The organism is Natronorubrum tibetense GA33, from assembly GCF_000383975.1.
Classification (GTDB): domain Archaea; phylum Halobacteriota; class Halobacteria; order Halobacteriales; family Natrialbaceae; genus Natronorubrum; species Natronorubrum tibetense.
Window position 1 is genome coordinate 45,768 of sequence record NZ_KB913018.1, and the last position, 25,657, is coordinate 71,424.

Annotated in this window: 19 protein-coding genes and 1 pseudogene; 12 read left to right on the forward strand and 8 right to left on the reverse strand. The window is 53.0% G+C overall.

Annotation, left to right across the window (positions count from 1 at the left end; all coding sequences use genetic code 11):
- Positions 1-1,043: 1,043 nt before the first annotated feature.
- Positions 1,044-3,236 (reverse strand): PAS domain S-box protein, encoded by a 2,193-nt coding sequence (locus NATTI_RS0121100; protein ID WP_081603687.1) that lies wholly within the window; start codon positions 3,234-3,236, stop codon positions 1,044-1,046.
- 979 nt (positions 3,237-4,215) lie between these two features.
- Between NATTI_RS0121100 and NATTI_RS0121110 the strand changes: the two genes are divergently transcribed.
- The 3 genes from NATTI_RS0121110 (at position 4,216) to NATTI_RS0121125 (ending at position 7,708) form a co-directional block, all read left to right on the forward strand.
- A complete protein-coding gene (locus NATTI_RS0121110; protein ID WP_006092106.1) occupies positions 4,216-5,514 on the forward strand; it encodes an RNA-guided endonuclease InsQ/TnpB family protein in 1,299 nt (432 codons plus the stop codon).
- A gap of 824 nt (positions 5,515-6,338) precedes the next feature.
- The gene (locus NATTI_RS25665; protein WP_081603688.1) at positions 6,339-7,004 is read left to right on the forward strand and encodes an RNA polymerase subunit sigma-70; all 666 of its coding nucleotides are present in this window, start codon (positions 6,339-6,341) and stop codon (positions 7,002-7,004) included.
- Between the two features lie 2 nt (positions 7,005-7,006).
- Positions 7,007-7,708 carry a nucleotidyltransferase family protein gene (locus NATTI_RS0121125; protein WP_006092108.1) on the forward strand — a complete coding sequence of 234 codons (702 nt, stop codon included), beginning with the start codon at positions 7,007-7,009 and terminating at the stop codon, positions 7,706-7,708.
- A 51-nt stretch (positions 7,709-7,759) separates the two neighbouring features.
- Here NATTI_RS0121125 and NATTI_RS0121130 read toward each other — a convergent pair.
- Together NATTI_RS0121130 and NATTI_RS0121135 are read right to left on the reverse strand one after the other, a co-directional pair.
- Positions 7,760-8,470 (reverse strand): annotated as a pseudogene (locus NATTI_RS0121130) (zinc ribbon domain-containing protein); the annotation flags it as partial.
- Between the two features lie 206 nt (positions 8,471-8,676).
- The gene (locus NATTI_RS0121135) at positions 8,677-9,537 is read right to left on the reverse strand and encodes a hypothetical protein (RefSeq protein ID WP_006092110.1); all 861 of its coding nucleotides are present in this window, start codon (positions 9,535-9,537) and stop codon (positions 8,677-8,679) included.
- A 1,026-nt stretch (positions 9,538-10,563) separates the two neighbouring features.
- Here NATTI_RS0121135 and NATTI_RS0121140 point away from each other — a divergent pair.
- Together NATTI_RS0121140 and NATTI_RS0121145 are read left to right on the forward strand one after the other, a co-directional pair.
- Complete coding sequence (locus NATTI_RS0121140) at positions 10,564-11,016, forward strand: hypothetical protein (RefSeq protein WP_006092111.1); 453 nt, start codon at positions 10,564-10,566, stop codon at positions 11,014-11,016.
- A 98-nt stretch (positions 11,017-11,114) separates the two neighbouring features.
- On the forward strand, positions 11,115-11,408 hold the full coding sequence (locus NATTI_RS0121145) for a hypothetical protein (RefSeq protein WP_006092112.1): 294 nt from the start codon (positions 11,115-11,117) through the stop codon (positions 11,406-11,408).
- Between the two features lie 37 nt (positions 11,409-11,445).
- On the opposite strand, the gene NATTI_RS0121150 is transcribed toward NATTI_RS0121145, so the two are convergent.
- Positions 11,446-11,964 (reverse strand): adenine-specific DNA methylase, encoded by a 519-nt coding sequence (locus NATTI_RS0121150; RefSeq protein WP_241434403.1) that lies wholly within the window; start codon positions 11,962-11,964, stop codon positions 11,446-11,448.
- 1,541 nt (positions 11,965-13,505) lie between these two features.
- Here NATTI_RS0121150 and NATTI_RS0121160 point away from each other — a divergent pair.
- From NATTI_RS0121160 to NATTI_RS25680, 5 genes are all read left to right on the forward strand, one after another.
- The gene (locus NATTI_RS0121160) at positions 13,506-14,927 is read left to right on the forward strand and encodes an FAD-binding oxidoreductase (RefSeq protein WP_006092115.1); all 1,422 of its coding nucleotides are present in this window, start codon (positions 13,506-13,508) and stop codon (positions 14,925-14,927) included.
- A 163-nt stretch (positions 14,928-15,090) separates the two neighbouring features.
- Positions 15,091-15,546 carry a TRAM domain-containing protein gene (locus NATTI_RS0121165; protein ID WP_027119254.1) on the forward strand — a complete coding sequence of 152 codons (456 nt, stop codon included), beginning with the start codon at positions 15,091-15,093 and terminating at the stop codon, positions 15,544-15,546.
- A gap of 307 nt (positions 15,547-15,853) precedes the next feature.
- Positions 15,854-16,387: a DUF7342 family protein gene (locus tag NATTI_RS26835; protein ID WP_193787798.1), complete on the forward strand. Its 534-nt coding sequence runs from the start codon at positions 15,854-15,856 to the stop codon at positions 16,385-16,387.
- Between the two features lie 615 nt (positions 16,388-17,002).
- Positions 17,003-17,275 (forward strand): PadR family transcriptional regulator, encoded by a 273-nt coding sequence (locus tag NATTI_RS0121180; protein ID WP_006092118.1) that lies wholly within the window; start codon positions 17,003-17,005, stop codon positions 17,273-17,275.
- 460 nt (positions 17,276-17,735) lie between these two features.
- Complete coding sequence (locus NATTI_RS25680; RefSeq protein WP_081603690.1) at positions 17,736-17,984, forward strand: HalOD1 output domain-containing protein; 249 nt, start codon at positions 17,736-17,738, stop codon at positions 17,982-17,984.
- On the opposite strand, the gene NATTI_RS27675 is transcribed toward NATTI_RS25680, so the two are convergent.
- On the reverse strand, positions 17,962-18,318 hold the full coding sequence (locus NATTI_RS27675) for a DUF7344 domain-containing protein (RefSeq protein ID WP_449289292.1): 357 nt from the start codon (positions 18,316-18,318) through the stop codon (positions 17,962-17,964). The two genes, NATTI_RS25680 and NATTI_RS27675, sit on opposite strands and share 23 nt — an antisense overlap.
- A gap of 127 nt (positions 18,319-18,445) precedes the next feature.
- On the opposite strand from NATTI_RS27675, the gene NATTI_RS0121195 reads away from it, so the two are divergent.
- Together NATTI_RS0121195 and glmS are read left to right on the forward strand one after the other, a co-directional pair.
- On the forward strand, positions 18,446-19,621 hold the full coding sequence (locus tag NATTI_RS0121195; protein ID WP_027119255.1) for a sugar phosphate nucleotidyltransferase: 1,176 nt from the start codon (positions 18,446-18,448) through the stop codon (positions 19,619-19,621).
- The gene (glmS, locus tag NATTI_RS0121200) at positions 19,621-21,423 is read left to right on the forward strand and encodes a glutamine--fructose-6-phosphate transaminase (isomerizing) (RefSeq protein WP_006092120.1); all 1,803 of its coding nucleotides are present in this window, start codon (positions 19,621-19,623) and stop codon (positions 21,421-21,423) included. The genes NATTI_RS0121195 and glmS overlap by 1 nt, the downstream gene beginning before the upstream one ends.
- Before the next feature lie 780 nt (positions 21,424-22,203).
- On the opposite strand, the gene NATTI_RS0121205 is transcribed toward glmS, so the two are convergent.
- The 3 genes from NATTI_RS0121205 to NATTI_RS25685 all read right to left on the reverse strand — a co-directional run bounded on the left by NATTI_RS0121205 (position 22,204) and on the right by NATTI_RS25685 (position 25,563).
- Positions 22,204-23,364, reverse strand: coding sequence for an ABC transporter permease (locus NATTI_RS0121205; RefSeq protein WP_006092121.1), 1,161 nt, complete (start codon positions 23,362-23,364; stop codon positions 22,204-22,206).
- Between the two features lie 85 nt (positions 23,365-23,449).
- Positions 23,450-24,739: an FtsX-like permease family protein gene (locus NATTI_RS0121210; RefSeq protein ID WP_241434404.1), complete on the reverse strand. Its 1,290-nt coding sequence runs from the start codon at positions 24,737-24,739 to the stop codon at positions 23,450-23,452.
- Positions 24,739-25,563: an ATP-binding cassette domain-containing protein gene (locus NATTI_RS25685; RefSeq protein ID WP_019992110.1), complete on the reverse strand. Its 825-nt coding sequence runs from the start codon at positions 25,561-25,563 to the stop codon at positions 24,739-24,741. Before NATTI_RS25685 ends, NATTI_RS0121210 begins: the two co-directional genes overlap by 1 nt.
- Between the last annotated feature and the right edge of the window lie 94 nt (positions 25,564-25,657).

The window sequence follows — 25,657 nt, forward strand, 5'->3', positions numbered from 1 at the left end:
GTTCAGGCCACTGGGCCAAGAGTCAGAAGAGCTAGATAGACTTGGGCTGAAGAAGACAGCAACACACCCCCTTTCCCCCTGAAGGGGGATGGACTGAATTGGAGAGAAAAGAAGGTGAGTGAGAGAGGGGAAGTGAGGAGTGACCAGACGATCTCCCACCGGCCGGATGGCCTCTCTCCGAACACCAGTAACCAGCAGTCGACGGCCACCACAGCTGGCCGTCTCTCAGTGAACACAGGTCTGTCGAATATCTAGGCGAATCTGATATAGAACAATAACCCAACTTCCTCCGGTCAGTGGGACCGACGAGTGGAGACAAGTCTTGACCAAGATGTCCTGTTGGACTTCCCGTTCCAGATGTCTCCTGATGACCGACGGCCACCTCCGTTTCACTCATCTCGACGAGGCCTGTTGACCCTCGACCCTTCGGTGGAGATGAAGACCATGCTGGTCGCGACGATCGTTGTTCAACTGGACTCGATTCACCGGCGACGAGATGCCTCTCCCTCTGTGTCAGGTTGACCTAGATATTGGTGGTTGTTGACCATCTGGATTCCACTCGGATTCGTCCCTCAGTGATGGCCACGAACTGGCCGCGATAAGACCGTGGGTGACTACTACTGAATCACCTCCGACGTCGGTGACCGACTGGCTGTGATCGACACCACGATTCACCCCCAGATGCGGCAGTGAATTAGCCGCTATTCGACCGTTGATTCCGACTGGATTCAGACCCCAATAATTGGCTCCGAACCAACCTCGTTGAGAGACCGCTATCGCCGGACTCGATTCACCACTGATCGTGGCTGTGAACAAACCCCGATTCAAACTTCTTCGAGCCGTCGATCTCACGGTCGTATCAGCTTCTCGAGGTACCACCACGACCGGCTGTTGACCAGCTTATCGACGACCGACAAACGCGGCCGGAAACCACTTCCAGTCTGAGGGACAGAAGCTGCGGTCTGTGTTCTTGTGTGCGAACGAGACGCGACTCGCCAACGCGGGAATCCACGAAGTGGATATCCAGAACAGACAAAGACCAATCATTCAACCGAGGACGACACCCGTTCACAACCATTTTTGTAAAGGCTGATTTCGAATCGAGCACCGCCTTCGGATCGCTCCGTAATTGCAATCGCCCAGTCGTGTGCATCTACAACACTGGAGACGATGTTTAGTCCGAATCCAGTTCCATCCTCTGCCGTCGTATATCCAGCTTCGAAAATCTCGTCGTACTCCGAGTCTGGGATCCCCGGACCGTCGTCCTCGACATAGAATCCGTCGGCTGTCTCGCCAACGGTCACTGTTACGTTCTCGCCAGCGTGTTCGATTGCATTCCGGAACAGATTCTCGAATAACTGCTTAAGTTGATCCCGGTCAGCCACAACCATGCGATCCGTTTTGATAGCGAGTGTTGCGTCTTTTGTTACTACTGTACCCCAACACTCTTGAAGAATTTCGTCAAGTGACACCTCTTCGACCTCCATTGCATCATCTCCGACCCGAGCGAGTGTGAGCAAATCTTCAGTGAGGGTATTCATCCGGTTAAGAGCGAGTTCAATATCTGCTATGTGGGCGCTGTCGCACTCCTCTTGGAGTAGTCCAAGCCTCCCCTGTGCGAGTTGAATGGGGTTCCGAAGATCGTGACTGACAATGCTCGTGAATCGCTCCAACCGCTCGTTCTGCTCGACGAGTTTTTGTTTTTGTTTATTCTGTTCGGCAATGTCGCGGTCCATCGCCACGAATCGGTCTTTACCGTCCAGATCGAGGCGGATAAGATGAATTTCAACGGGAACAGTTGTTCCATCATTACGTTCGAGTTCACCTTCGAACCGTTGTGGGGTGTTCGTCGGTAAGTCTTTCCAGAACGACTGTGCACGGTCCGGGTCGGCAGCTGTGTCGAATTCCAAGACGTTTTTTCCGATAAGTTCGTCCGCCGTATAGCCGAGTTTGGTGGACATGCGCTGGTTGACATCACAGATGATGCCATTGGCGTCGTGGATAGCAATCATGTCTGGAGAGTGTTTGAAGAGTGCTTCGAGCCGTGCAGTCTGTGAGCGTAACTGCTCTTCGTGAGTCTTCTTTTTCGTCACGTCATTTTGAAAGCCGACGAAATACTCGATGTCGCCGTTGTCGTCAAAGAGTGGTGCAATGCGGACGTGATTCCAGAATTTGGTGCCGTCTGCACGGTAGTTCCGGAGTTCGACAGTAACAGGCTCCCTGTTCTCAACTGCAGTGCGAAGTTTGTCGACTGGTTCTTCGCGTGTTTGTTCGCCTTGGAGGAACCGGCAGTTCCGCCCGAGAACCTCGTCTTTCTCGTAGCCGGTGAGGTCAGTGAACTTATCGTTCACATAGATAATCGGGTTATCCTCGGCATGGGGGTTGGTGAGGATGATACCGACGGGTGCTTCGTTCATCGCTCGTTCTCTCACCGACAGCTGTGTTTCGGCAGACTCGTCAATGGTCGGATTCGAAAGCGTACAGATGAGTGAGCCGTCGTTCGTGTATGAGAGCGTGTGCTCGAGGTCAATCATGGTTCTATCTTTCCGGATGAACGATGTCTGACCGTGCCAGCGGCCGTCCCTAGCAGCAGGTAGCAACACATCATAAATCTCATCGATGTCCTCATCACGGTAGAGTGTCTCCCAATGGGTCCCGATGAGGTTGTCACGCTCGTAGCCGAGTAGTTCCGCGTACGCCGAGTTCAGATACTCAATGTGACCATCTTCGCCCAAGATGGCAATCCCGTCGTGAGCAGTTTCGATAGCTTCGAGGCCGCGATTAAGATAGCGTTTGGCCCAATAGTGTTCGACAGCGTTCTGGATGCGGTTAGCAAGTACCTGGTACTGTTCGGTGCCGCCGCCTTTTTGAAGGTACTCTGTGACGCCCGCAGTAATCGCTTCACTCGCTATTTCCTCAGATCCTTTCCCAGTAAAGAGGACAAATGGGAGCTCAGGATTTTCTTCTCGGACCTGTTGCAGGACCTCGAGGCCGTTCAATTCGGGCATATCGTAGTCGCTGACGATGCAATCAAACGTGATGTCACTGTCCCAAAGTCTGGTAAGCGCGTTCTGAGGATCTGTTTCAGTATGTACGGCAAAGTTCTCGCGTTCGCGCTCGAGAAACGTAGCGACAAGATCTGCAAAACTCTGATCGTCTTCGATATGGAGGATATCAATCGTTTTTGAACTAGGTAACATGGATGCATGGGCAGTAGAGGATAGATTCGATTTCATACTGAATTGATAGTAGTTAGGAGTCAGAGGCTCTTGAATAATATGGCCCTTTTTTCAGTTTACCCTGTACTGTTCGCTGATGTTCGCACACCCCCGTGTCCGCAACGTCCGTAATGTCCACAACTCTGTCTAAGTATTTTCTTTAAGTAACCCCCGCGTCCGCAACGTCCGGAGTAGTATTTGCTTAAATAACACACCCACCCCTTCGCGCCGCATAATTTTCCTACGAGAGGGGGGAGGGGGCAAGAGCCTGAAACCGAACAGAGATAGGGAGTTGAGCCGCGAATCGCTAAAGAAGCCATAGAGAGCAAGGGGAACCACGCTGCGGTCGGAGTACTCCTCTCTTGCTCTATGGGAATCGCCAGTGCGGTTCTGGTTTCTAACCAGTCCACTAAAATTTTTTCTTCCTAAATATTCTTGGTGGGACTGCTACATATCGATCATTCGATGTCTGTCTTTGGTCCCTCCCGATCGGTCCAAATGCAGACCTATCTAGCAATACCAACGCTCTCTCTCTGGGGGTATTCCCATAATCGACTTCGATCTATTTTCACCTCTATCCCACCCCCCACTCCTTCGGATGAGAATTATGCGGCGCGAAGGGGTGGGTGTGTTATTTAAAGAAACACCGTTCCGGACATTGCGGACGTGGGGGTGATTGATATTACCACATATGAAAACCGGATTCACTCCCACCTTCAGGGAGGGAGTTTCTCCTCAAAGAAAGATAGATATTCAACATAAACTGACTCCCCCACCCCGGATTGCCGCCCTATAGAATACAGAGGTAGGTGGGGCAGTTGAAAATGAGGTTTGACATGACTAAAATACCTTTCACAGAAATGTAAGGAGGAAGCCCATGACTTCAGTCGTGGGAGGAATCCAACAAGGCCCGAATCAATCCGCGAGCGATAGCAGTCCGACTCCCCACCACCAGTCGTAGTATTTATAAAGAGATAGTTCAATATGTGAAAAACGGATGGGAGACGTGATTCGCACCGTCAAAGTCAAACTCAACGTACCCACAGAGTGGTGCGACGACTTCCATCAGACGAAAGACCAGTTCCTCCACTGTGCGAACACAACCGCAGGGTGGGCGTGGAGACATCCACAGGACTACTGCGTGACCTCGAAACAGAAAGCCGAGAAAGCCCTCTACGAGCGACTTCGCGATGAGACTGAGTTAACCGCGAATCTCGTCCAGAAAGGGATTCGGCGTGCTATCGAGGCTACCAAAAGCGGTGTCGCTCGCCTCAAGAAAGGCGACAAGACGAGTCAACCACATTTCGATGCATGGAGCGTCGTCTACGACAAACGAAGCGCGACATTCCACCGCGACCACGTTTCCCTTTCCACAGTAAACGGGCGTGTCGAGTGCGACTACGTGATTCCCGACGATCCAGAGGGAACACCGGTTGACGAGTACTTGCTGAACGAGGATTACGAGTTCCGTATGTCCACGTTACAGTACGACCGTTCCACAGAGTCGTTCTATCTCCATGCACGGATGCGCCGAACCGAAAGTGACGAGCAGTCCACGACTGATTCTTCCGATGCCAAGCACAGAACAGTCCTTGGCGTTGACCTGAACGTGGACGGCTCGCTCGCCGTAACTTCCACAGGTGCGTTCATCGGGAACGCTGACGAGGTGAACCACCGACGCCGAGAATTTGAGAAGACTCGTGCGTCGATGCAACAGACGGGAACGCGGTCGGCGCACCTGTCGATTCAGTCACTGAAAGACCGCGAACACCGCTGGATGCAGGACAAACTACACCGAGCATCGAACCAGATTCTCGAAGAAGCCCGTGACCACGACTGTACGCATATCGCGTTCGAGAATCTGACCGATATTCGCAAGCGGATGGCTGGTGCCAAGCGATTCCACGCTTGGGCGTTTCGACGCCTCCACCAGTACGTCGAATACAAAGCCGAGATGTTCGGTATCATGGTTGAACAGGTGAGTCCTGCGTACACCAGTCAGCGGTGTTCATCTTGTGGGTTTACCCACGAGTCGAATCGGCGGTCGAAGCACCAGTTCGTGTGTCAGAAGTGCGAGTACGAACTGAACGCTGACTACAACGCGAGCAAGAACATCGCTCGCAAACTTCTCAAGAAACTCCACTCGGGGCAGAAGTCTTCGAGTGGAGGCGCACTCTGTCAGTGTGCGCTACCGTCAGGGACGCTGAACTTGAACGGCGATTTCCACGCCTCCGTCAGTTCGACGGCAGAAGGGGAGTCCACTGACAAGCCCACGACTTCAGTCGTGGGTCACTGACACGCGGATAACTGCTGTAAGACTGAGTTCCGGAAGAGAAGGCCTGAATCCCCGTTTCAAGTCTTCAAAGCCGAAGGCGTCTCGGCTTTTCAGTCTGCCGAAGATGGTATGCGGAATACTACAGCACCAATGTATAAAAAGCCACGTACCTCAACAATTATAACTGCTTCTTCTCTGTGCCGAAATCGGTAACACCAAAGCCTCTATCAGCGTTATTCGGCATATCTTCGGCTTCATCATCAAATATTTCCTCCGATTTAATGTTACCCGATCAATGTTTCTGTTCTCCCCCTCCCCCTCTCTCATTCTATACGGCGGCAATCCGGGGGGAGGGTGTCGCTTCGCTCAGATCAGATCCCTTCTTCTACAAACAAAACACGACCACCATTAGCCTCCAAAGCTTCGTTAGGAAACTCAACCTATAGTAACAGCTGAAACGATTTACACACCGATCGCAACGCCATCCTGCGATCAGGTGAGCATTGACTTCCAGTGGCTACTATAGCCTCGTAAGAAGAGTTGCTGGTGGTCTGAAGTACATGGATTGCAAGCAAACGGGATAAAGAGACGCTCGAGCCAGCGACACTTGCCCAGAACGCACCCAAGCTCGAAACAGTTGTCCAACTCCTGAATCAGCCAGCATTGGCCCGTGTGTTCGTCTACAGACGAGCAAGGCGAGTGCCTTGGAGCTTGACCCCGAGGCAATTCATTCTCATCCTCTCAACTGAGATATAACTATTAGAAAATTGTCTATTTGGAACTGTTCATATCGCTCACAGACCAGTAAAACTCTTTACTGTTGCATACAATTGTGCAACCATACAATGTATGAGATATGTGGGGAAAACGAATTCAAAACGCTTCTGGCGATTGAGTCAGGTGATTCAATCTCTGGTGTCGCTCGGAAAATCGACGAGAATCGAGAGACGATTCGTCGTGTTGTGAACCGGCTCGAAGACGCGGGATATCTCGTATATGACGATGGATTGGATGTTGTAGATCAAACTGTTCGAGATGCAGCGCTCTCATTTCTCGCAACGTCAGCCGATGTCTCGCCACCATCTATCTCTGAGGCCTATGTACTCCCGCAGTTCGCAGAGATGGAGTATGCCTACACGTCAATTGACGCAGTTTACGTCTGGACACGCGGTGGCTATCAAGTCGCACGTGATCCTGATGACTACCCACTATTCATTGCTGTTCGAAAGCAGGATCTCGAGATATGGACGGAGTTTTTCGAGCGCTTCGGGATTCTTGCCACTGAGGAACGACAGTCCGTAGACGAGCATGATGGTCGATTGCAGGTTGTCCTCGAACCCCGCGAACAGATCACAGCAGAAGTTGTCGATGGCCGGCCTGTAATTCCACTCGAGGAGACCATTGAGTTCGCCACTGAACACTATGCAACCTTTGAGTCTGCCCTTGAGATGCTCGATCGGATGTACGAAGATATTGATACGCAAGCAGAATATCGCATGGGGGCTGCCTAACCATGAGTCAGGAAGCCCGAAGTGAAGCACTCATCGAAGTACTGGAAGAACTAGAGGACTCGGATATTGGATTTGTTCTCGTGGGTGGCTACGCAATCAGCCAATTTGAAACGCGCTTTTCGACCGATCTGGATCTCGTTATCGCACCTCATGACTACGATGGGGTCGTGAACTTTCTAACGGAGCGTGACTTTGAACGAACTGCAGATCTGGAGGTGCCGCCAGCGGAGACCATCTATAACCGGGAAATTGAATTGTTCAAACGTACAACGGGGCTTCCCCATCCTGTTGGTGTGGATGTTCTGGTTAACGGACTTGGTTGTCGCCAGACTGAAGCTGAGTGGTCGTTCGATTACCTGTACCAGCATAGTACAGAGACCACCATCTCCGGAGGATCTCGCTCAACAACGGCGAGAGCTGCTGACGGCGAAGTCCTCGCGGCTGCCAAGCTTCACAGCGCTCGAAAAACCGATCTCGCAGACGTCCTCGCAGCAATTCCAAACATCAATCTCGAAGAAGTCGAAATGCACCTACATCGTGGAGACAACGAGGCACTCCGAGACCAACTCGAGAGCGCATTCAAATTTATCAAAGAAGGTGGCCTTGATCACCGGTTCAAAAGTATGTTCGGTCAGTCGTCGGCGTCAGCCGACGACATCGACGTATTGATCGAGTTTCTTCAGAGGCAGCAGAAACGTCTCTAGCCCTGTTTGACTACTCGCTGCGTGAATCTGCTTTGGCCTTAGTTCGTTGACCTACCCACGACTAGAGTCGTGGGATTCAGTGTAGACTCCCGTTCTGGCCTCTGGTGAGCCAGGAGAATAGCCTCCGTTCACGTTCAACGTCCCGCTGTTCAAGCGCACGCCCAAGGGTGCGCCTGTGTCGCCCCTAGTTTGGTTGCGTTCGAAAATCGCGATGCGATTTTCGAGCCAATCAGAACCCTTCGAGTTCTGATGACGATGGAGATACCACAAGCCGATGTTCTTCGCAGCGTTGTATCCGGTGTGATTCTCGTACCCACACTTGAAGTCCTCGTTGTCGCGGTTGTCTGGGTGCGTGAATCCACAGTGCGAGCAACGCCGCAACGTGTTCTCGTGGTCAACTTGCTTGATCTCAATGCCGTGTCCTTCGGCTTTGTACTCGACGTACTCGCACAGGCGGTTGAACGCCCATTTGTGGCGCCATGACGTTCCAGTTCGCTCGCGGATGTCGGTCAAATCTTCAAACGCGATGACTGAACATCCGTTTTCACGGGTTTCCGCGACGAGTTCGTTACTAATACGGTGGAGTGTCAACTTGAATCGGCTTTCCTCTTTTCGTCCGACGGACTGGATGTTCTCGTGCGCCCACCGAGTGCAACACTGTTGGAATGAACCACGGCGTTTCTCGTATTCTCTACGCCAGTGGTCGAACTCGTCACCCGCCCAGAACGCGCCTGTACTGGTGATGGCGAGGTTGTTCACGCCGCTACTAGACTAGTTTCGGATCCCGAGACAGCTGTCGTCACCGGTGTTAGACGAGAAGCTGTCTGCTGCATAGACTGCCGATAGACTGCTTGAGGAGTATACTAACGACTATCCGACCTAGCAACCATCCACATCGCGGCTCCCGTCAGTGAGTTTTGTGAGAGATGTATCCTCTCCCGAGGGGATCTGTTAGGTCGTGTCCATAGTTAGCCGAGGACGTCAGCTGTCTTCAGGGAGTCCGTATCGGTATCACTCGAAGAGGTAGTCTCACCGGGGATGTCGGCATCCGAAGGGAGGATGAGTCGCCGTTCAGTGTACTCGAGCCCGTTCTTGCGTTCGTTTCGCTTACGGATTGCGACGCGATGCTTGGAGAGATCGAGAATGGCATCGATCACTCGTGAGACGAGTTTCTTGGCGTAGGCTTCACTCGTTCCGGGCTCCTGACGGCGGATCCAGTGTTTCAAATCGCTGGCCTTGACGTACTCTTTGATTCCTTTGCCGCCTATGTCCCATGGGTTGTCGCCAACGCTTGAGTCGGTGCGGGACTGCCACAGCTTTGCAGCTAACCGGATCGGTAACGCGTTAGCCGTCGACTGGAGCATCTCGTCGTCCATTCGAGCGAGTTGTTGGATCGGCAGGAGGTCACCATACGACAGCGAGACGCTACCGTTGTCGAGTGGATCTGCACTCTCGGGGAGCCGGAAGTACGTCTGGCCGTCGTCTTTGGTGAGTTTCTCGAGACGATCGCCCTGTACCTCGAGTTCGTGTTCGTTGACGGTCTCCGTCTGGAGGTGGGCGCCTTTCTCGAGTTCACGTGCCTGTAGTTCGCTGATTCGATCGAGGTTGGTCGTAGCCTTTTTAACAGCAGCGTCGACAATGGCTTCGAGACGGTTGTTCTCCTTTTCAAGGTCAGAAATTTGCTCCTGTTGTTCCTTAGTGGTCGACTCAAGTTCGCCGATGCGGTCTTGTAGCTGGTTATTTTCTTCGATCAGTTGTCCGACTTGTTCCTCGAGAGTAGTAAGGCGAGCGCTTGTGTTCGGTTCTGCTGAATCCGTTTGCGTTGACATTCTTTATGTTGGGGTTAGTGCGGTTGATTGGGCATCGATACGATTACTGGGATAGACTCCGCTACATCTGAGGCGGTACGTCAAGTAGGACAGCGCCGCCGCTCTGTGAGCGGAAAACTTAAATCGATAGCTGATGCACAAAGAACTGCGTGAGGGGTTCTCGGGGCGAGGTAACGCCCCGGTGCGGTAACTATCGACCAGTTGGCGGTATTGCTTTGTACCTATCTTCTTGAATGACTGCTTGTAGTTGACTTCACTTAAACAGTCGCCCCGGGGAGTCCGGTAGATCGTCTAGAAACTCGATAAAATTAATACACTTATTCAACAACAGAACTAAAATTTTACATAAGTTAATAATGGAGCGTAGAAAAATGACATATGGGGGAGATGGAAAAATGCGTATAGACTCGACAAGAAGACGGTTGAGAGCCATATATCGGTATATTTAGATATGGTGAGAAATATGGCGAATCAATTTTATATAAGTGTATCTCAAGTATTTCTTCTCCTCAAATAGATACTGCTTATTTACTTAGAAACTACTAGATTCTTTTTGAATGGCTTATTTCAACCGTCTTCTATTATGCTATATTCCATTTTCTGATCAAGCACTTCGCGGTATGTTTGTGAATTACAGTCTGTATATGTTCTCGAGACAATTCATATGTCACGTCACTTTCGAAGTCTTCAAACCAAATGATAGCTTCAAGCTTCCACGGTATTGATAGGAGTAACGACTGCGTCGTAGTCGAGAGTTCTTTACTCTCTTGCCATCACGAACCCCTTTCTTTCGTACACCGATAGTGTATCTGTGCACTCATAGTGTTCGCTAGCCGAATCCTGTCACATCTCGGGACGTGGCGTTGACGCAATCGACGTTCGCCTCCCCGTGGAGATACATGCCCGGTGCTCGTCGGTCGAGAGTGTCTGCTTCGTCACGTTCCGTACATCAAGCGCTCGAGAGTCGCGAAATAGGCGGGACAGCAGGTCGAAAAGGCTATTTGGTTAGTACTTAGTGCTAACGACATGGCCAACCGGATCAAGTCTTCCGGCGCTGCGGGGCTCGCCTTGCAGGTTACGAACCCCGCTCGAGCGTCGGGGCTCGTCGACGAGAACGCAGAAGGAGAGGCAACCTCGCTTGCGGACGTCCGTGTGTACGCGTTCGATCACCTCCTACTGGTCGTCGATCTCGGGGCAGTCCCAATGGCCGACGTGTCGGAACTGGTGGTCGCCGCTGCACGGGATACCTCGAGTGTGCATCGGGCGATGGATGCCACGGTACAGATCGCCGGCAACGGCTACCAGATCCAACTGCCGCCAGCCGAAGATGCCGGGTTCAACGAGGGTGACCAAGCGCCGTGTTATCCCGCGCCGGGTGTGATCGTTATTTCGATAGACGATGGGACGTCTGCCGGAGCTGACGCTGGACGACTCGCTCGAGATCTAGTGACGATTCGGGAGGGACAAATCAGTACATAGTGTGTCGCTCGAGGTCATGCACTGAGGGGGTCATAGACCACAACTCAATCTGCGAAGTGGAGCAAGGTTCTATACTATTCCGTGTTGAGTCGAGAGATATGAGCAAGTCTGTCGACGTCTCTCAACAGTATACATTCACCTCGTCGATTGACGTTACAGCCATACTGGATCGGCTTGAGGTCCAATATCTGGATGTCAACGAACATCGCGCAATCGTCATTTTTGCTGGCGGGATTCTCAATCTCGAGAGTCAAGCGGGACTGCTGACCGATCTCGAGCGTGCAGAGATCACTGTCTACGACCTGCCACTGAACAGTGATAGGAACACAACGAACGAGACTGAGGCCGCAATTGAACTAATCGAGGACTTCAGGAACCAACTCTCTAACTGACCTCTCGGTAACAAGAGGCTGTGTCTCCCTTTTGACTCTACAGGAACCCAAACTCGGATAACTCTCTTGCAACCCGGTCCTCAACGGTGACGAGCGTGTCGTTGTGGCGGCCGCCATGGGGCACCAGTAGGATTCGTCGTATCTCAAACCCTCGAGTCTTGCCGATTCCACCGCTGTTCCACCCAAATGAGATAACCGTTGCACCGCTCGAGCAGATGCGCTCTATCTCGTCTTTTACGTCTGACCAGAATGTGGCCTGCGTCGTTTCCATTGATGTCTCGAGTCCGATCGAATCATAGACCTCTTTGATTTGTCGTGGCGAATACGGTGGATCGAATAGCACTCCACCGTCTATCTCGTTATCGTCGAACTGCTCGAGGAAATCGAGTGCCTTCATCGTGTAATCCGACTCGATTTCGGGGTTGAGGTCGTTTGTCACGTCGGCGATGGTCGCTCCGCCAGAATACGGATCGACCCACAGACCCTTCGATCGGTGACGCTCTTCAGTGACCAGATCACTGATTGGATTGATATCGAACGTTGCGCTGTTCGGCATTGCCCACTCGCGCTCGAACTGAATACCGCCGTTAGTCGGTCGACTGGTACTGTCTTCCGACATCACGACCACCTCGTGATCGTGGTGTGAGTCGGACTATTGGTACCTGAATTGGCACTGCTTGTGTTCGCTTCGTGTTTGATCACGCACTCAATGCTGCATCGTTCGGCGACTATCCGACTGGTAGTAAGTCCGAGAGAGGGGACGATACCACCATCAGTTGGGAGAGACCCATTGTGATACTGCCAGTCGATAGTTGGATCCTCTTTGGTGTTAGTAGACTGTTCTTCACTGCCGCTGTAGTCGCTGTCTTTAACAGAGAGACAACTCGTACGTTGTATTGCGGGTACCATTGTGTAATAGCTTTGCACTGACACCCGCATCGTGAGGCCGCGGTCACCGTGCTGGCACACGGTGACCGCGTCCTTGCGGCTTTGTCTGATATCGACTCAGCTTAGCCGCAGTACGCGTGTCAGACTGCATTTGGCGTGCCGCCGTGACGGTACTTATAATTTTCCCAGAGCGTGCTCTGTCAGTGAAATATTATAATAACTGACAATGCGAAGTCTTGCGATTTTCTCGGACAATAAACCTTTGGGGACGAGGGGTCCGACGTCTAAAATCGCCCATTTATAAGTCTGGTGTGTATCGTATTCATTAGAATATATTAACTATAGGATTGCGGAACCCCGAATAGCATCCACTCTGCTCGCGCGCACTGAAACATCGCTCTATCGTTAGTAGCAGCTACTAACGCGATCGCTGAGCTATCCGTTAGAGATCAGTAGCTGCTAAACTGAGATTGTTGTCGCTGTCGTCTCGATCCGGTCGAGACAGTGGGGCAGTCGATGAGTACTAATTCAGTCTCGTTAGTTTAGCGTCTCCGCTGGTATGAGCCCACCAGTGCAGATGACGCTCACGGCTTCCGAAGAGTCGAAATCTCCACCAGCGTTCACATAACACAGATCTCGTGGAGTCCGCGAGAGCCAAAGGTCCTGGAGACGACTAACCGGTATTCCCCATTCACGGGAAGCCTCGCCGTTTACTAGAAGGGGGATGTCACGTTGGACCCTGAATCGTGTCATGCTCGCATTTCGCTGGAGTTGACTATCGGAAGTGGTTGCTGGACGATATGTCTCGAGCCCATAGAGACAGATTGGATCAGTTTCTCGCTATTCGAAATTCCGGATCCACTTTCGGGGACATTCTCCAGAATCGGGATCCACCACTCGACCCACTCCCAGTGGTCGACCAGTTGCTCGAGATCGGGGTGCACGTGGTCGGTCAGCTGGAGCCAGCAGCCACAGACCGGATCATCTGGGTCGCCCCATCGGCTCGGGTCCTCAATCAACCCCGATACCAGATCTCGAATTGTGGCCTGCCAACACTCGAGCGAGCACCCTCCAGAAAACCGTTCAGTCTCAGTTACGAATCCCGACAGAGTTTAGCGATTTCCGATGATCTCTTAAAATTACATGCAGAACATAGGTCACTGAGCTTTAATTTTATCTTTTGAGGATTTCTGGTGATAACCGTACGCAATGACTTCGCACAAGCATCCGCTCGGAACTGTAGCTGAACTCGGCGAACAGCGGCTTCGAGAGCTCGACGAAAACCTCCGCGGCGATCTCATTCTCCCCGACAGCGAAGAGTACGACGACGCGCGCAATGTCTGGAATGGGCTTATCAACGAGTATCCCGCCGTTGTAGTACGCGTCGCCGATGCGACCGATGTCGCCAGCGCCGTTCGATTCGCTCGCAACACTGACCTCGAACTCGCCGTTCGCGGCGGCGCCCACCACCAGACCGGCAGCGCCGTCGTCGACAACGGACTCGTCATTGACCTCGAGGACCTCGACAGCATTCAGGTCGATCCCGAGAGACAGACCGCCCACGTCGAACCTGGCACCCGTGCCGAAGACGTACTCGCGGAGACACAGGAACACGGTCTCGCCACACCGACCGGGAGCGCTGGCAGCGTAGGTATCCCCGGTTCGACCCTCGGCGGGGGCATCGGCTGGATCCGTCGCAAGCACGGCCTCAGTATTGAGGCGCTTCGCAGTGTCGAGATCGTCACACCCGACGGCGAACTCCGGACGGCCAGTCCGGACGAGAACGAAGATCTATTCTGGGCCATCCGCGGCGGAGGCGGGAACTTCGGTATTGTCACGAGTTTCGAGTTCGAACTGTACAAAGTCGGGCCGATGGTACAGGGACTCGGCGTCTTCTATCCCGCTGCTGCGGCCGACTCAGTCGTGGAAACCTATCGGCAAGTGATGAGCGAAGCGCCTGAAGAACTGACCACGATGCTCATTAGCGGCCACGTCCCCGGACTTCCGCCGATTCCAGACGATATTGCCGGCGAGGATGCAGTCTGCATTCTCGGTTGCTATGCAGGCGATCCCGAAGTGGGCGCCGAGATAGTCGAACCGCTCCGTAACATCGCGGAGCCGCTCATCGATATGAGCGACGTGATGCCCTACGAGGCGCTCCACGACCTCGGCACGCAGATGTATCCGTGGGGTCGCAAGTACACCCATCGCTCGGTCTTCGTCGACGAAATCACCGACGAGATTCGGGATCTCGTACTCGAGCGGACGGAAGCAGCGCCCACGCCGATGGCCGCGATCGGTGTCTGGTCTCTCGGCGGCAACATCGGCAACGGACCCGACGCCGCATACGCGTGGGCGGACAAACAGTACATGATCACGATCGAGGGGAACTGGGAAGATTTCGAAAACCAGCCAACTCTCAACTGGGCTGCTCAGACCGAACGTGAACTTCGTCGGAGAGGTGCGGAAGGCGCCTACAGCGGTTTCACGGGCGTCGAAGAACGAAACTGGGAGGACTGGACGATGCAGGTCTACGACGACAACTATGACCGCCTCGCCGAGGTCAAAGCCGAGTACGATCCCGGCAACGTCCTGAGCCAGAACGTCAATATCGATCCCGACGAGGACTGATCGAGCGAAACGGCGGTCCGATCTCAGGCTTGAGATCCTCCGTGCTCTAAAGGCCGGAGCTTTCTCCTTGTTTCTCAGGAAGTCTCGACCAGAAGAGCGCGGAGGACGTCACCGATAGAATAAAGCCTTCTTGATCAGCATTAACCGGTACGAGGATTTTATAATGGAGATTTCAGATGACTTGCTATGCTTATTTAGCGCAGAGTTAAGAGAAAAAGACGGAAACTACGTTATCGAAATTCCGGCACGTGAAGTATCTAAGGGCCAGATTCAACCAGATCAGGTCTATCGTGCAGCGATAATGCAGACTGAGACAACAAAGTCAGAAGATCAGATTCAAAGACAGGACCGATCTGATTCAGTAGCAAAGAAGTCAGATCACTCAGCTCAAAGGCGAACCCAACCTGATCAAGAGCCCCCTGTCGAGAAAGGGGAACAGCGTACTGTCGATATCGAGGATCTCGGTGAGCAAGGTGATGGTATCGCTCGTGTCGAGAGGGGCTACGTTGTTATCGTCCCTGATACTGAACCGAACGAGCGCGTGAGAATTGAGATCACGGATGTCTCTAAGAACGTCGGTTTCGGCGAAGTCGTTGAGCGTGAGGACTACTACGAATAGCAGTTTGGATACAAGATCTACAGGAGGAGCAGACCGAGTGTCTTGGGGTCGTCCGAGAGATTTTCGCTCTCGTTTAATGACAAACGGCCTTTAGCCTTCCGAACCATTTGAGTCCGAGGCGATTCATCTCGCTGCGTGGAAAGGTGACGAACCGGAGGGAATCCTCTATCGCCTGGAGTGCATTAGTTTGACTGCTCAGGAAATCATGACGTCGCCGAGGAGATGGTCGGCACAAACTGAAGAATACTGAGATCATATACCTGTGCTTTAGAAAAGATATATGGCCTACGTTCTCGAAGAAGGAATTATGACAAAACAATCAGACCCCCCAAACGATCCGTCAAAACAGTGGGATGCGGATCGGACGACGTTTCAGCGTGTCTACGACATCCTCGTCGGTACTACCGATCCCGTTTCTGCACAACAGTTCGCAGAATGGGCTCGCTGTTCCGAGACCGGTGCTCGGCAGGCACTTGAACAACTCGTTGAGATGGGGATTGCGGAACGAACGGGAACCCGACCAGCTCAGTATCAGCGTAATCCATCGTACTTTCAGTGGAAGCGTGTTGAAACACTTGCACACGAACACAGTGCAGGTGAGCTCCGTTCGCGTTTGGCAGAACTTATTGAAGCAGACCGGGACCTTCAGGAAATGTATGGGGTCCCAGATCCGGATGCTGTCGTCGTCTCTGATGATCCTGTCGAAGATCACGAAGCGCTTCACGACCGGTGGGACGACCTTACAGAATGGCGGACGATTCGTCGAGACATTACGATCTTGAAACGAGCTGTTCAACGCGCCGAGTCATCAAATAATGGTCGTATCCAGTCAAAGACGTGACGGGGCGAGACGAAACGCCAAGCGGTCCTCTTGATGTTCCGACGCTCGAAGTACTCGCACAGCGTGCAGCAACGCATCCGCTTGTTTCAACTTGGGGGTTCCGACCTGATGCAATTTCTCCGCGTGTTCTTGAGCTACAATTAGACAAAACACAGTATCCCTCGGTAGTACATGAGGTTCGGATCGACATCCGGTGGTTTGTCGGAGGCGACTACACAGTCCACTATCTCGAGATCTCTGAAGACGAGACCTGGCAATGCCGATGGGATCGACATCCTAAACCAGAGGCACCCCGGGAACACTATCATCCGCCACCAGATGCATCCGCAAATGTAGAGCCGTCCTCACTCGAGTCTGACCATCACTTGGATGTCCTCTTTGCCGTACTAGAGTGGATCGAAGATCGAGTCCAGACGTTACACGTCTAGCCTGGATATATTTTCACAGCTAATCCGCCACATCGGATGAACGTATTATACCAATGGTGAATCTCCTCAGGGTCAGGCCCCATAGCGGTTCACAGTGTTCAACTTATAAAGAAATACCATTTATCACTACTTACAGCAGAATACGGGATAGATAACAAATACCACGACTGATGGAGTCTTCAGTGAGATGAACGACCTCACAGGATTCCAGCGAGACCTACTGTACGTGATTGCAGGAGCAGACCAACCGTCTGGTCAAGAAGTCAAAGAGGAAGTCGAGATGTACTACAGTAGTGAGATCAATCATGGACGGCTGTATCCGAATCTCGACACGCTCGTCAATAAAGAACTGGTCGAGAAAGGGGCTATTGATAGACGAACGAACTACTACGCAATTGCCGAGGATGGGGAAGAAGCAATCAAGGAACGACGTGAGTGGGTGGAGCAATACGTCGATTAGCTGATCGTGATCTCGTAGTAGTCCGTGTACTTCACGAGGTCACACTCTCGAAGCCCAGCTGCAATTGAACAATCGACAGGAAGGTCATTAGACTCCGTGAGTACGGGGATTTTTTCTTTTGTACCCTCGCTGAGTTCGTCGTAGTGGCATACTCAAGAGTCAGTAGGAATGTCTTCTACTGGCTCGAGTGTGATTTCTGGTGACATGGTTGCCCATACCAACCATGACATCTTCAGTATTTCTGTGGGTGCAATCTATGTGTGTCCATTAGAGAGAGATACACGGAGGTTTGATTAGACCTATGTCCAGAAATAGAGTGGTGGGCCTTCGAACAGCAATGGAAAATTAGATAGAACATATGGTGTGGCACCCGAACTCTAAGTGAATTACACTCACATCCAATTACTGTCGGTTACAAAATTTCGAAAAGTATTACTAAGATGCCGTGGCCTACGATACCATGACTCGGTGTCTCCTGGGTGAGAACACTACACTAAGCGAACAAATCATAGACCGCATAGCAACTCTCGAAAATACCGACCCACTTGAGCTTCCACCATTGTTTGACGCCATCGATCCGGATGCACTCGAGGCGCTCTTCGCTGATCACCGAATCGGAACAGTTGAATTTCCATACGCTGGATACACTGTGACTGTCGAAATTGGAGATGAGTCCACAATCACGATTACGACTGCTCGCGGAGCATAACGAGATGCGGGTGGAGATCCTCGAATTGAGGGCCTCTTATGATTCTCTTGCTTTCTTGGTCCCACTCGATGAACCCAGCATTAGCTAAGTGTGGGAGATGGACATGATGGAGTTCGACGATGGCATCCTGTTCTTGGCGCTCCAACTCCGACTGTATTGTGTAAGTCGCGTCGTTGAAGCAGGAAGCCCCTGCCTCAAGGAGCCGCCAAAGACGGCGAGTAGACAGGGGTAGTTCACAGGGGGCGTCTGCTCTCCCTATAGACAACGCCCCCCAATGTGCTGAATGTGTTTCTATAGGCGGAACAAGCCGAGTGCGTCGGGGCTTGATCCCCAAGGCAGTTCACTATTTTCACCCTATCTTTTTCAAGGGGAGATCCCGCCGTTCACAGCGGGGAGGATGTCACATCAAGCAGGTATAGTTTCTCCGAAAGAATAACCTATATCTATTACTGTTACCCACTATGGATATCAGTTCTGCAATAGTTCTTGCAGCTGGCGAAGGTCAGCGGCTTCGACCACTGACAACAAACCGGCCAAAGCCAATGCTTTCTGCCGGCCCAAAACCGATTCTCGAGCACGTTTTCGACGAGTTAATTGATGCAGGCGTAACCGACATCACTGTCGTTGTTGGTTACCAACGAAATCGGGTTCAATCTCATTTCGGGCCTACCTATCGTAATGTTCCACTCACATATGTGATTCAGGACAAACAGCTCGGTAGCGGGCACGCGCTGCTCATGGCTGAATCCGAAATTGACGAGCCAACGCTCGTGGTCTACGGCGACCAGCTTATTGACAAGCAAATCATTCGTGATGTCGCTACGCACCACGATTCAGCAAGCGCAACGCTTGGACTCGTTCAACAGTCGGACGTCACAAAGTACGGCGGCGTTTTGCGGACCGACGATGGCTACGTCACTGAAATTATTGAGAAGCCACATGACGACCGAAATTACCACCTCAATGCAGGTGTCTACGTGTTTGAGCCGAAGATTGTCGATGCTATCCGAACGACTGATTCACAGGCAGGAGAGCACTCACTTGTTGATGGCCTCGCAACTCTCATTGAGGAGGGGGCGACTGTCCAAAGCGTTGTCTCTGATGGTGTCTGGGTCGATGCAACGTACCCGTGGGACCTCCTCGAGATAGCGGACGATCTTTTCGAGAGCCGCAATGAAGTTGAGAGCCAGATCGCACCCAGCGCATCAGTACATGATGATGCGACGATTATCGAACCGGTCGTCGTTGAGCCAGACTGCGTCATCGGACCAGGCGCCGTTGTGGGACCGAATGTTTGCCTTGGTGAGAACGTTACAGTCGAGGCGAACGCAGCGGTCAGACATTCCGTCATCGATGCCGATACTCGTATCGGGACAAACGCAACGTTGATAGATTGTGTAACTGGCCGGGGCGTACACGTCGGCCCAGCATCAACCGTTGTTGGCGGTCCCGGAGATGTTGAAGTCGGCAATCGAGTCCACCGAAACGAACAGCTTGGAGCTGTACTCGCCGATCGAGTTCATGACGAAGGTGGCGTCACTTACGCTCCAGGAACGATCGTCGGTGCTGATGCGATTATTCACGCTGGCTCGACTGTCGATGGGACAATTGAAAACGATATAGAGGTGCGTGCCTAATGTGTGGCATCATCGGTTACGTCGGGACCGAACGCGGTGACGATGCCCTCGAGGTCTTGCTTGGTGGGCTGTCACAGCTCGAATACCGTGGGTATGATTCGGCAGGTGTTGCATTGGCAGATGGAGGAATCGATGTCCACAAACGTGAGGGTGAACTTTCGGCACTGAAATCTGCCCTTCCGATGGATCGATTCGGCGGTGAAACACTCGGGATCGGCCATACTCGCTGGAGTACCCATGGACCACCTTCTGACGTTAATTCACATCCACATACAGATACGGACGGACAGGTTGCTGTCGTCCATAACGGCATCATCGAGAACTATCAACAGCTGCGTGACGATCTAACGGATGCTGGAATCGAGTTCCAGAGTGACACCGACACAGAGGTTGTTCCGCATCTGATCGCCCAGTATCGCGACGAAGGGCTCGACCATGAGGCTGCGTTCCGTGCGGCGATCGATCGACTCGAGGGAAGTTACGCGATCGCTGCCGTCTTCGATGGAAGAGAGGCAGTGTATGCAGTGCGCAATGAGTCGCCGCTCGTCCTCGGCGTTGCCGATAATGGATACTATCTTGGGAGTGATGTCCCGGCGTTCATCGAGTACACTGATCAGGTAATCTATCTCGAGGACGGTCAGTTTGCCAGACTCACGCCAACCGAACTCGTTGTCACTGATGAGAACGGTGACAAAATCGACACGTCGATCAAGACGATCAACTGGGATCCAGAAGATGCGGGGAAAAGCGGGTACGACCACTACATGCTCAAAGAGATCAACGAACAACCCACAGCACTTCGAGAGTGCTTCCGTGGCCGACTTGATGAACTCACTGGGCGCGTCAAACTCTCCGAACTCGGAAATCTCGAGCCAAATGGAATCGTTACGTTTGTCGCGTGTGGAACGTCGTATCACGCTGCGATGGTGGGTACGCGGCTACTCCAGGAGCGTGGCATCCCTGCACAGGCGTTTCTGGCGAGCGAGTTCAATTTGGATACAGTTCCAATTAATCCGGAGTCGGTCGTCGTCGGCGTTACCCAGAGCGGCGAGACAGCCGATACAATGCGTGCCCTTCGAGAGGCAAACAGCGTCGGTGCAACAACGGTTGCCGTAACAAACGTCGTTGGGAGCTCTGCAGCTCGTGAGACGGATGAAGTCCTGTATATCCGTGCTGGCCCCGAGATCAGCGTCGCTGCAACGAAAACCTTCGCAAGCCAGCAGGCTGCGTTGACGATGCTTGCGACAGTGTTGAGCGGCCAGCGCTCCCGCGAACTGGTCCAGGAGCTCCGTGCAGTTCCCGATCAGATCCAGTCGGTGTTGGATACCTCCTCAGCACGAGAGATAGCTGAGACGTACCACGGCTCGGATGCCTACTTTTTCATCGGTCGTGGCTATCACTACCCTGTTGCACTCGAGGGCGCTTTGAAAATGAAAGAGATCACCTATACACACGCGGAAGGCTTTGCCGCCGGTGAACTCAAACACGGGCCGCTCGCGTTGGTGTCTGCAGACACTCCTGTCTTTGCGATCGTTACCGGCGACGGACGACTCGCTGAGAAGACGATCGGCAATATCAAAGAGGTCGAAGCTCGTGGGACGCCCGTCGTCGCCGTAACCGATGGTCAGTCAAACGTTGAACGGTACGCTGATCACGTCCTCGAGGTGCCGGCATCGTCGTCTGTCACCAGTTCAATCGTCGCGAACGTACAATTGCAACTGGTGGCCTACTGGACTGCAAATCAACTTGGACGGTCGATAGACAAGCCACGCAATCTGGCGAAAAGCGTTACCGTGGAGTGAATTATCTTGTCGAAGTGATTGTTTGAATGGGTTTAAACTCAGAGCTCGTACCTGCCGGTACGCCCTATAAAATGGGACGGAAGAATTGACGCTGGTGATCGTCAGTAACGATTCGAGCGTGCGTGCACTCTGATCGTCCCCTGTTCCGTCCCATTTTATGATTCAGCGCCAACTTATTTACCACTGTTGGTTATACCTTTTGGAGAATACTGATAACAATACAGACCTCACTACGTCCCCTATGATACTAACATTTACTCAGATATTTTCTATTTAGAAGACGTCGGAGGTGTGCCGACGTCGGAGCTCCCTATCCGCTAGTGATGTCTCATCGGATGGGCAGTCAAAGATCGAGTGTCGGCTGGTGTGGTCGACATGTGACTGATCTTCAACTGGGCGGGTAGTTTACGAATGTCTATCGTCGGAGGGAAGCTGTCGGCAACGACAGTACTCCGTACCCGCCAACTGAAGCTTCTTATTTCCAATGGTTAAACTTATTGGCCGGGTGACTTTTAAGCGATACTCGAAAGTTAGCGATCAGTTGAGGTTTCCGCAAAGCTAACTATTATATCGTGTCGAATGCTACCTGCTCACACAGAGGTGGTTCATACGAAACAACATTTTCCGGTTGCAGTACTCACTGACAACCGATCATATCCAACCTAATCTTGTTAGAACCCACCACGAGATTAGTGATTTCTCAACCTTTCCACCCGTTTTGTATATCGGTTTTTGTACGAATTGTACTTAGGCCAGCACTTGTCCCTAAAACGATAGCTATCAGCGGTTCGAACCCAAGTCCGACGTCGACGGGAGACGCCAGCCAACGACCAGTGCTGCAATCGACCCAATCCCGATAGCAAGAATGCCACTACCAGCGATCACCATCGGAGAGATGATAACTAACCCGTCAAACCCAACAATGGATTCAACAATAGTATTCAAGAGATAGGCGAACGGCACCGTCAGTGTAACACCGAAGAGCCAGCCAGCTAGCCCTAAGAAGAACCCTTGAGCGATGACAACGCCAGCAATCGTTGGACGAGCAATTCCCAGCGCAGTAAGTGTCGCTAACTCGGCCCGATGGTGGTAGACAAAAAGGGCTAACATACTGACCGTCAACACTGTTCCCGTGATGAGCGCAACGCCGACGAGCAGTCCGGCACCCACGAGGACTGTTGCTTGCTCACCAACGACAGACTCGAGTTGCTCCTGATTCGTCCGTACCTCGTACTCGGGGTATTCCTCTTGAAGATTGGCTTGGACGGCTTCGGGATTCGCTTCATCCTCGAGCGTGATCGTGATCATCGACGCTGGATCGGTGCCGGTTGAGCCGGTAATAGTCTGGAGTTCGCTCAATCTGACAGTGACTGTCGGCGTTCCGAGGAACTCAGAGAACGTAGAGGAGATCCCGACGACGGTGAACTCGTTGTCGTCGGCAGCCGACGTCGTTCCCCCGAGGTGAACCGTATCGTTGATTGAGAGATCGTACGCGTCAGCGGTTCGTTCGTCGATGACGACTTCGTGCCCCATCTCCCCACCGAACGATCCGTTTGCATAGTGGTCATCGTTCCCGCTAAAGCCCCTCCCGTCTGAAATTGAAACGGCTCCTCCCGCGCCCCCACCTCCGGTGACGCCTGTCCCAATTATCGTGTCGTATGAAGTGCCGTTCTCGCTGATATAGACAGTCTGAAACGACATTGACACGGCATTACTGACCTCCTCGTGGTCGTCTATCTGCGCGGCTACTTCGTGGGAGTCGTGAAGCGTATTTTCGAAGCCACCACCACCTGCCGGCGTCAGTCCAACGGGACCGCCTGTCACCCAGAGATCACGGTCAGCCGAATCGAATTGCTGTTCGCCAACCTCCATGACGCCGAGACCGCCACCAGCGAGCAACGTCATCGCGAGAACTGCAACAGCGATACCGACAATGGCCACAGCTGTACGGGTTCGATCGTGACGGAGTTGGGTTACCGCGAGCCCACCAGTCGCCCACAGCTTCCGTAGCAGCCGGATAAACGCATTACTCACGGATTCGCTCACCTCCGATATCGAGCCGCCAGAGTGCAAATCCAAGGAAGGGTATCGTGATGAGGCCGATCACCAACGCGACGGCGAACCCATACACGAGGAATACCGGATGCCCAACTGCTACTGCACCAACTGACGAGATCTGTTCAGCCGCGAAATTGAGCAGCCGAATACCGAGAAGTCCGATGACTCCGCCAAGGAGCCCCCCGATGATCGTTACGATGATGGTCTGAAGCGCATACATCGTTAGTTGAGACCGAAGTCCGATCCCCATCGCATGCAGTGATGCCAACTGCGAACGGTTCCCGATCAGTTCGAAAACCATCGTCGTTCCGATAAACAGCGTCCCCACGAAAATCGAGACGAGTATTGCCGTCAGGCTCAACGCCAGTGCGAGGTCGGAGTCGAGCACCTGCTGCGTAGTCATTTCAGAACTCGAGTACACTTCTGCCTCGTCATAGAGTCCCTCAAAATCGTCTGCGGCCGATGGAGAACTCGTTTGGACGAGGAACTGATCCGCTTGATCGTGTTCAGCTGCCCCGGTAAGTGTCTGCAGTTCGCTCAGTTGCATTACCGCGATCGGTGTCGTACCAAGGACACTCCCCGCGTCTCCCTCGTCGACATCGATAGTGGTGAACGACTGCGCCCCCCCACCACCGGATACCGACACGTCGGATCCCTCTTCGGCCTCGAGCAATGTCGCAGCGCCATTCGATAGAACGACTTCGTCGGTTGCTGTCCCATTGTAGCTCCCGTTTTCGTAGTAGGGGTCGCCAGGCGTCATCGCTGCAGTCGACAGTCCCATTACTGACTCGCTAGCTGAATCCGGAATAACACCGAGGGCTACGACATACTCAGAAGCACCCGAGTCGGATTCTATCTGCACCACTTGCATCAACAGTGGCGTTGAGGACTCAACGTGTTCGTACTCGAGCAGTCGGTCGTTCGCGGTATGGACGCTCCCGAACTGTGGGTCCCCTGCTGCTACAAGCGCCGAACTGTCGCTCTCCGATTCTGGAACGATCCAGTACTCGCTGTCGCTGCCAGCGCCAGTCATAGGCGACGCAATGCCGACGGCAAGACCGGTCACACTCACCAACAACGCGATTGCCATTGCGACACCGATGACGCTCATCCATGTTCGCTTTGGCGCCGTCTCAAGGCCTTGTGAACGGACCCATTTCCATGCAAGGCCGATTCGTCCACGCCACCGACGAAGCCGTCTGACTGTCCCCGTTACATTTGTTGGCGACGTTGTGTCGCTGGGATCGTTCGGCGCCATTACTCCGGTTTGGCACCCACTTCTGCTCGTTCGACATCATATCGCTGGCCGTCTCGAAGACGAATCACTCTGTCCGCCGCCTCCAGCGTTTGTCGGTCGTGCGACGCTACCACGACTGCTCGATCTGTGGCTACTGTCTTGAGTTCGTCAAGCACTCGACTGCCAGCTTCCCTATCGAGCTCTCCGGTCGGTTCATCAGCGATCACGAGCGGTGGTTCGGTAATGAGTGCCCGTGCGATAGCAACTCGTTGTTGTTCGCCACCGCTGAGCTGTCCCGGTTTATGTTCGAGACGGTCACCGAGACCAACGCGGTCGAGGACTGTCGCCGCCCGGTTCCGCCGTTCTCGCTTCGAGACGCCGATCTCGAGCAACGGAAGCGCAACGTTTGTCCGCGCTGAGAACGCCTCGAGGAGATGGAATCGCTGAAAGACGATCCCCACGTTGTGCAATCGATGCGATCGAAGAGCGCGGGGCGACAACGATGCGAGATCGGTCCCGTCGAAAATCACTGTACCCTGATTGGGCTCTTCAAGTCCCGCTAACAGATGCAACAGCGTCGACTTTCCACTACCACTGGGACCGGCGAGTCCAACAATCTCACCTGGGCGGATGGAGATAGAGACCTCCTCGAGAGCCGTTACCGTCGGTCGATCATCGTCTGTTGACCGCCACGGAAGAATCTTTGAACTACTCGTGGGTGTGCCGCGCGTGTAGACTTTCGAAAGGGAATTGCCGGTGATGACCGGTTCAGGTAACGTGTCTGATCGAGATCGTCGGTCTGCCGAGGGGTTCGATCGTTGGGTCGTGGGTTCGTCTGCGTTCATGGGAGGGCTAGATTGAAGATGTTCTGTTACCCGCCATCGGATCCGACTGAATGTAGATTGCCGAAGACGTGGTTGGCGTGTTCACGTCGGTTGG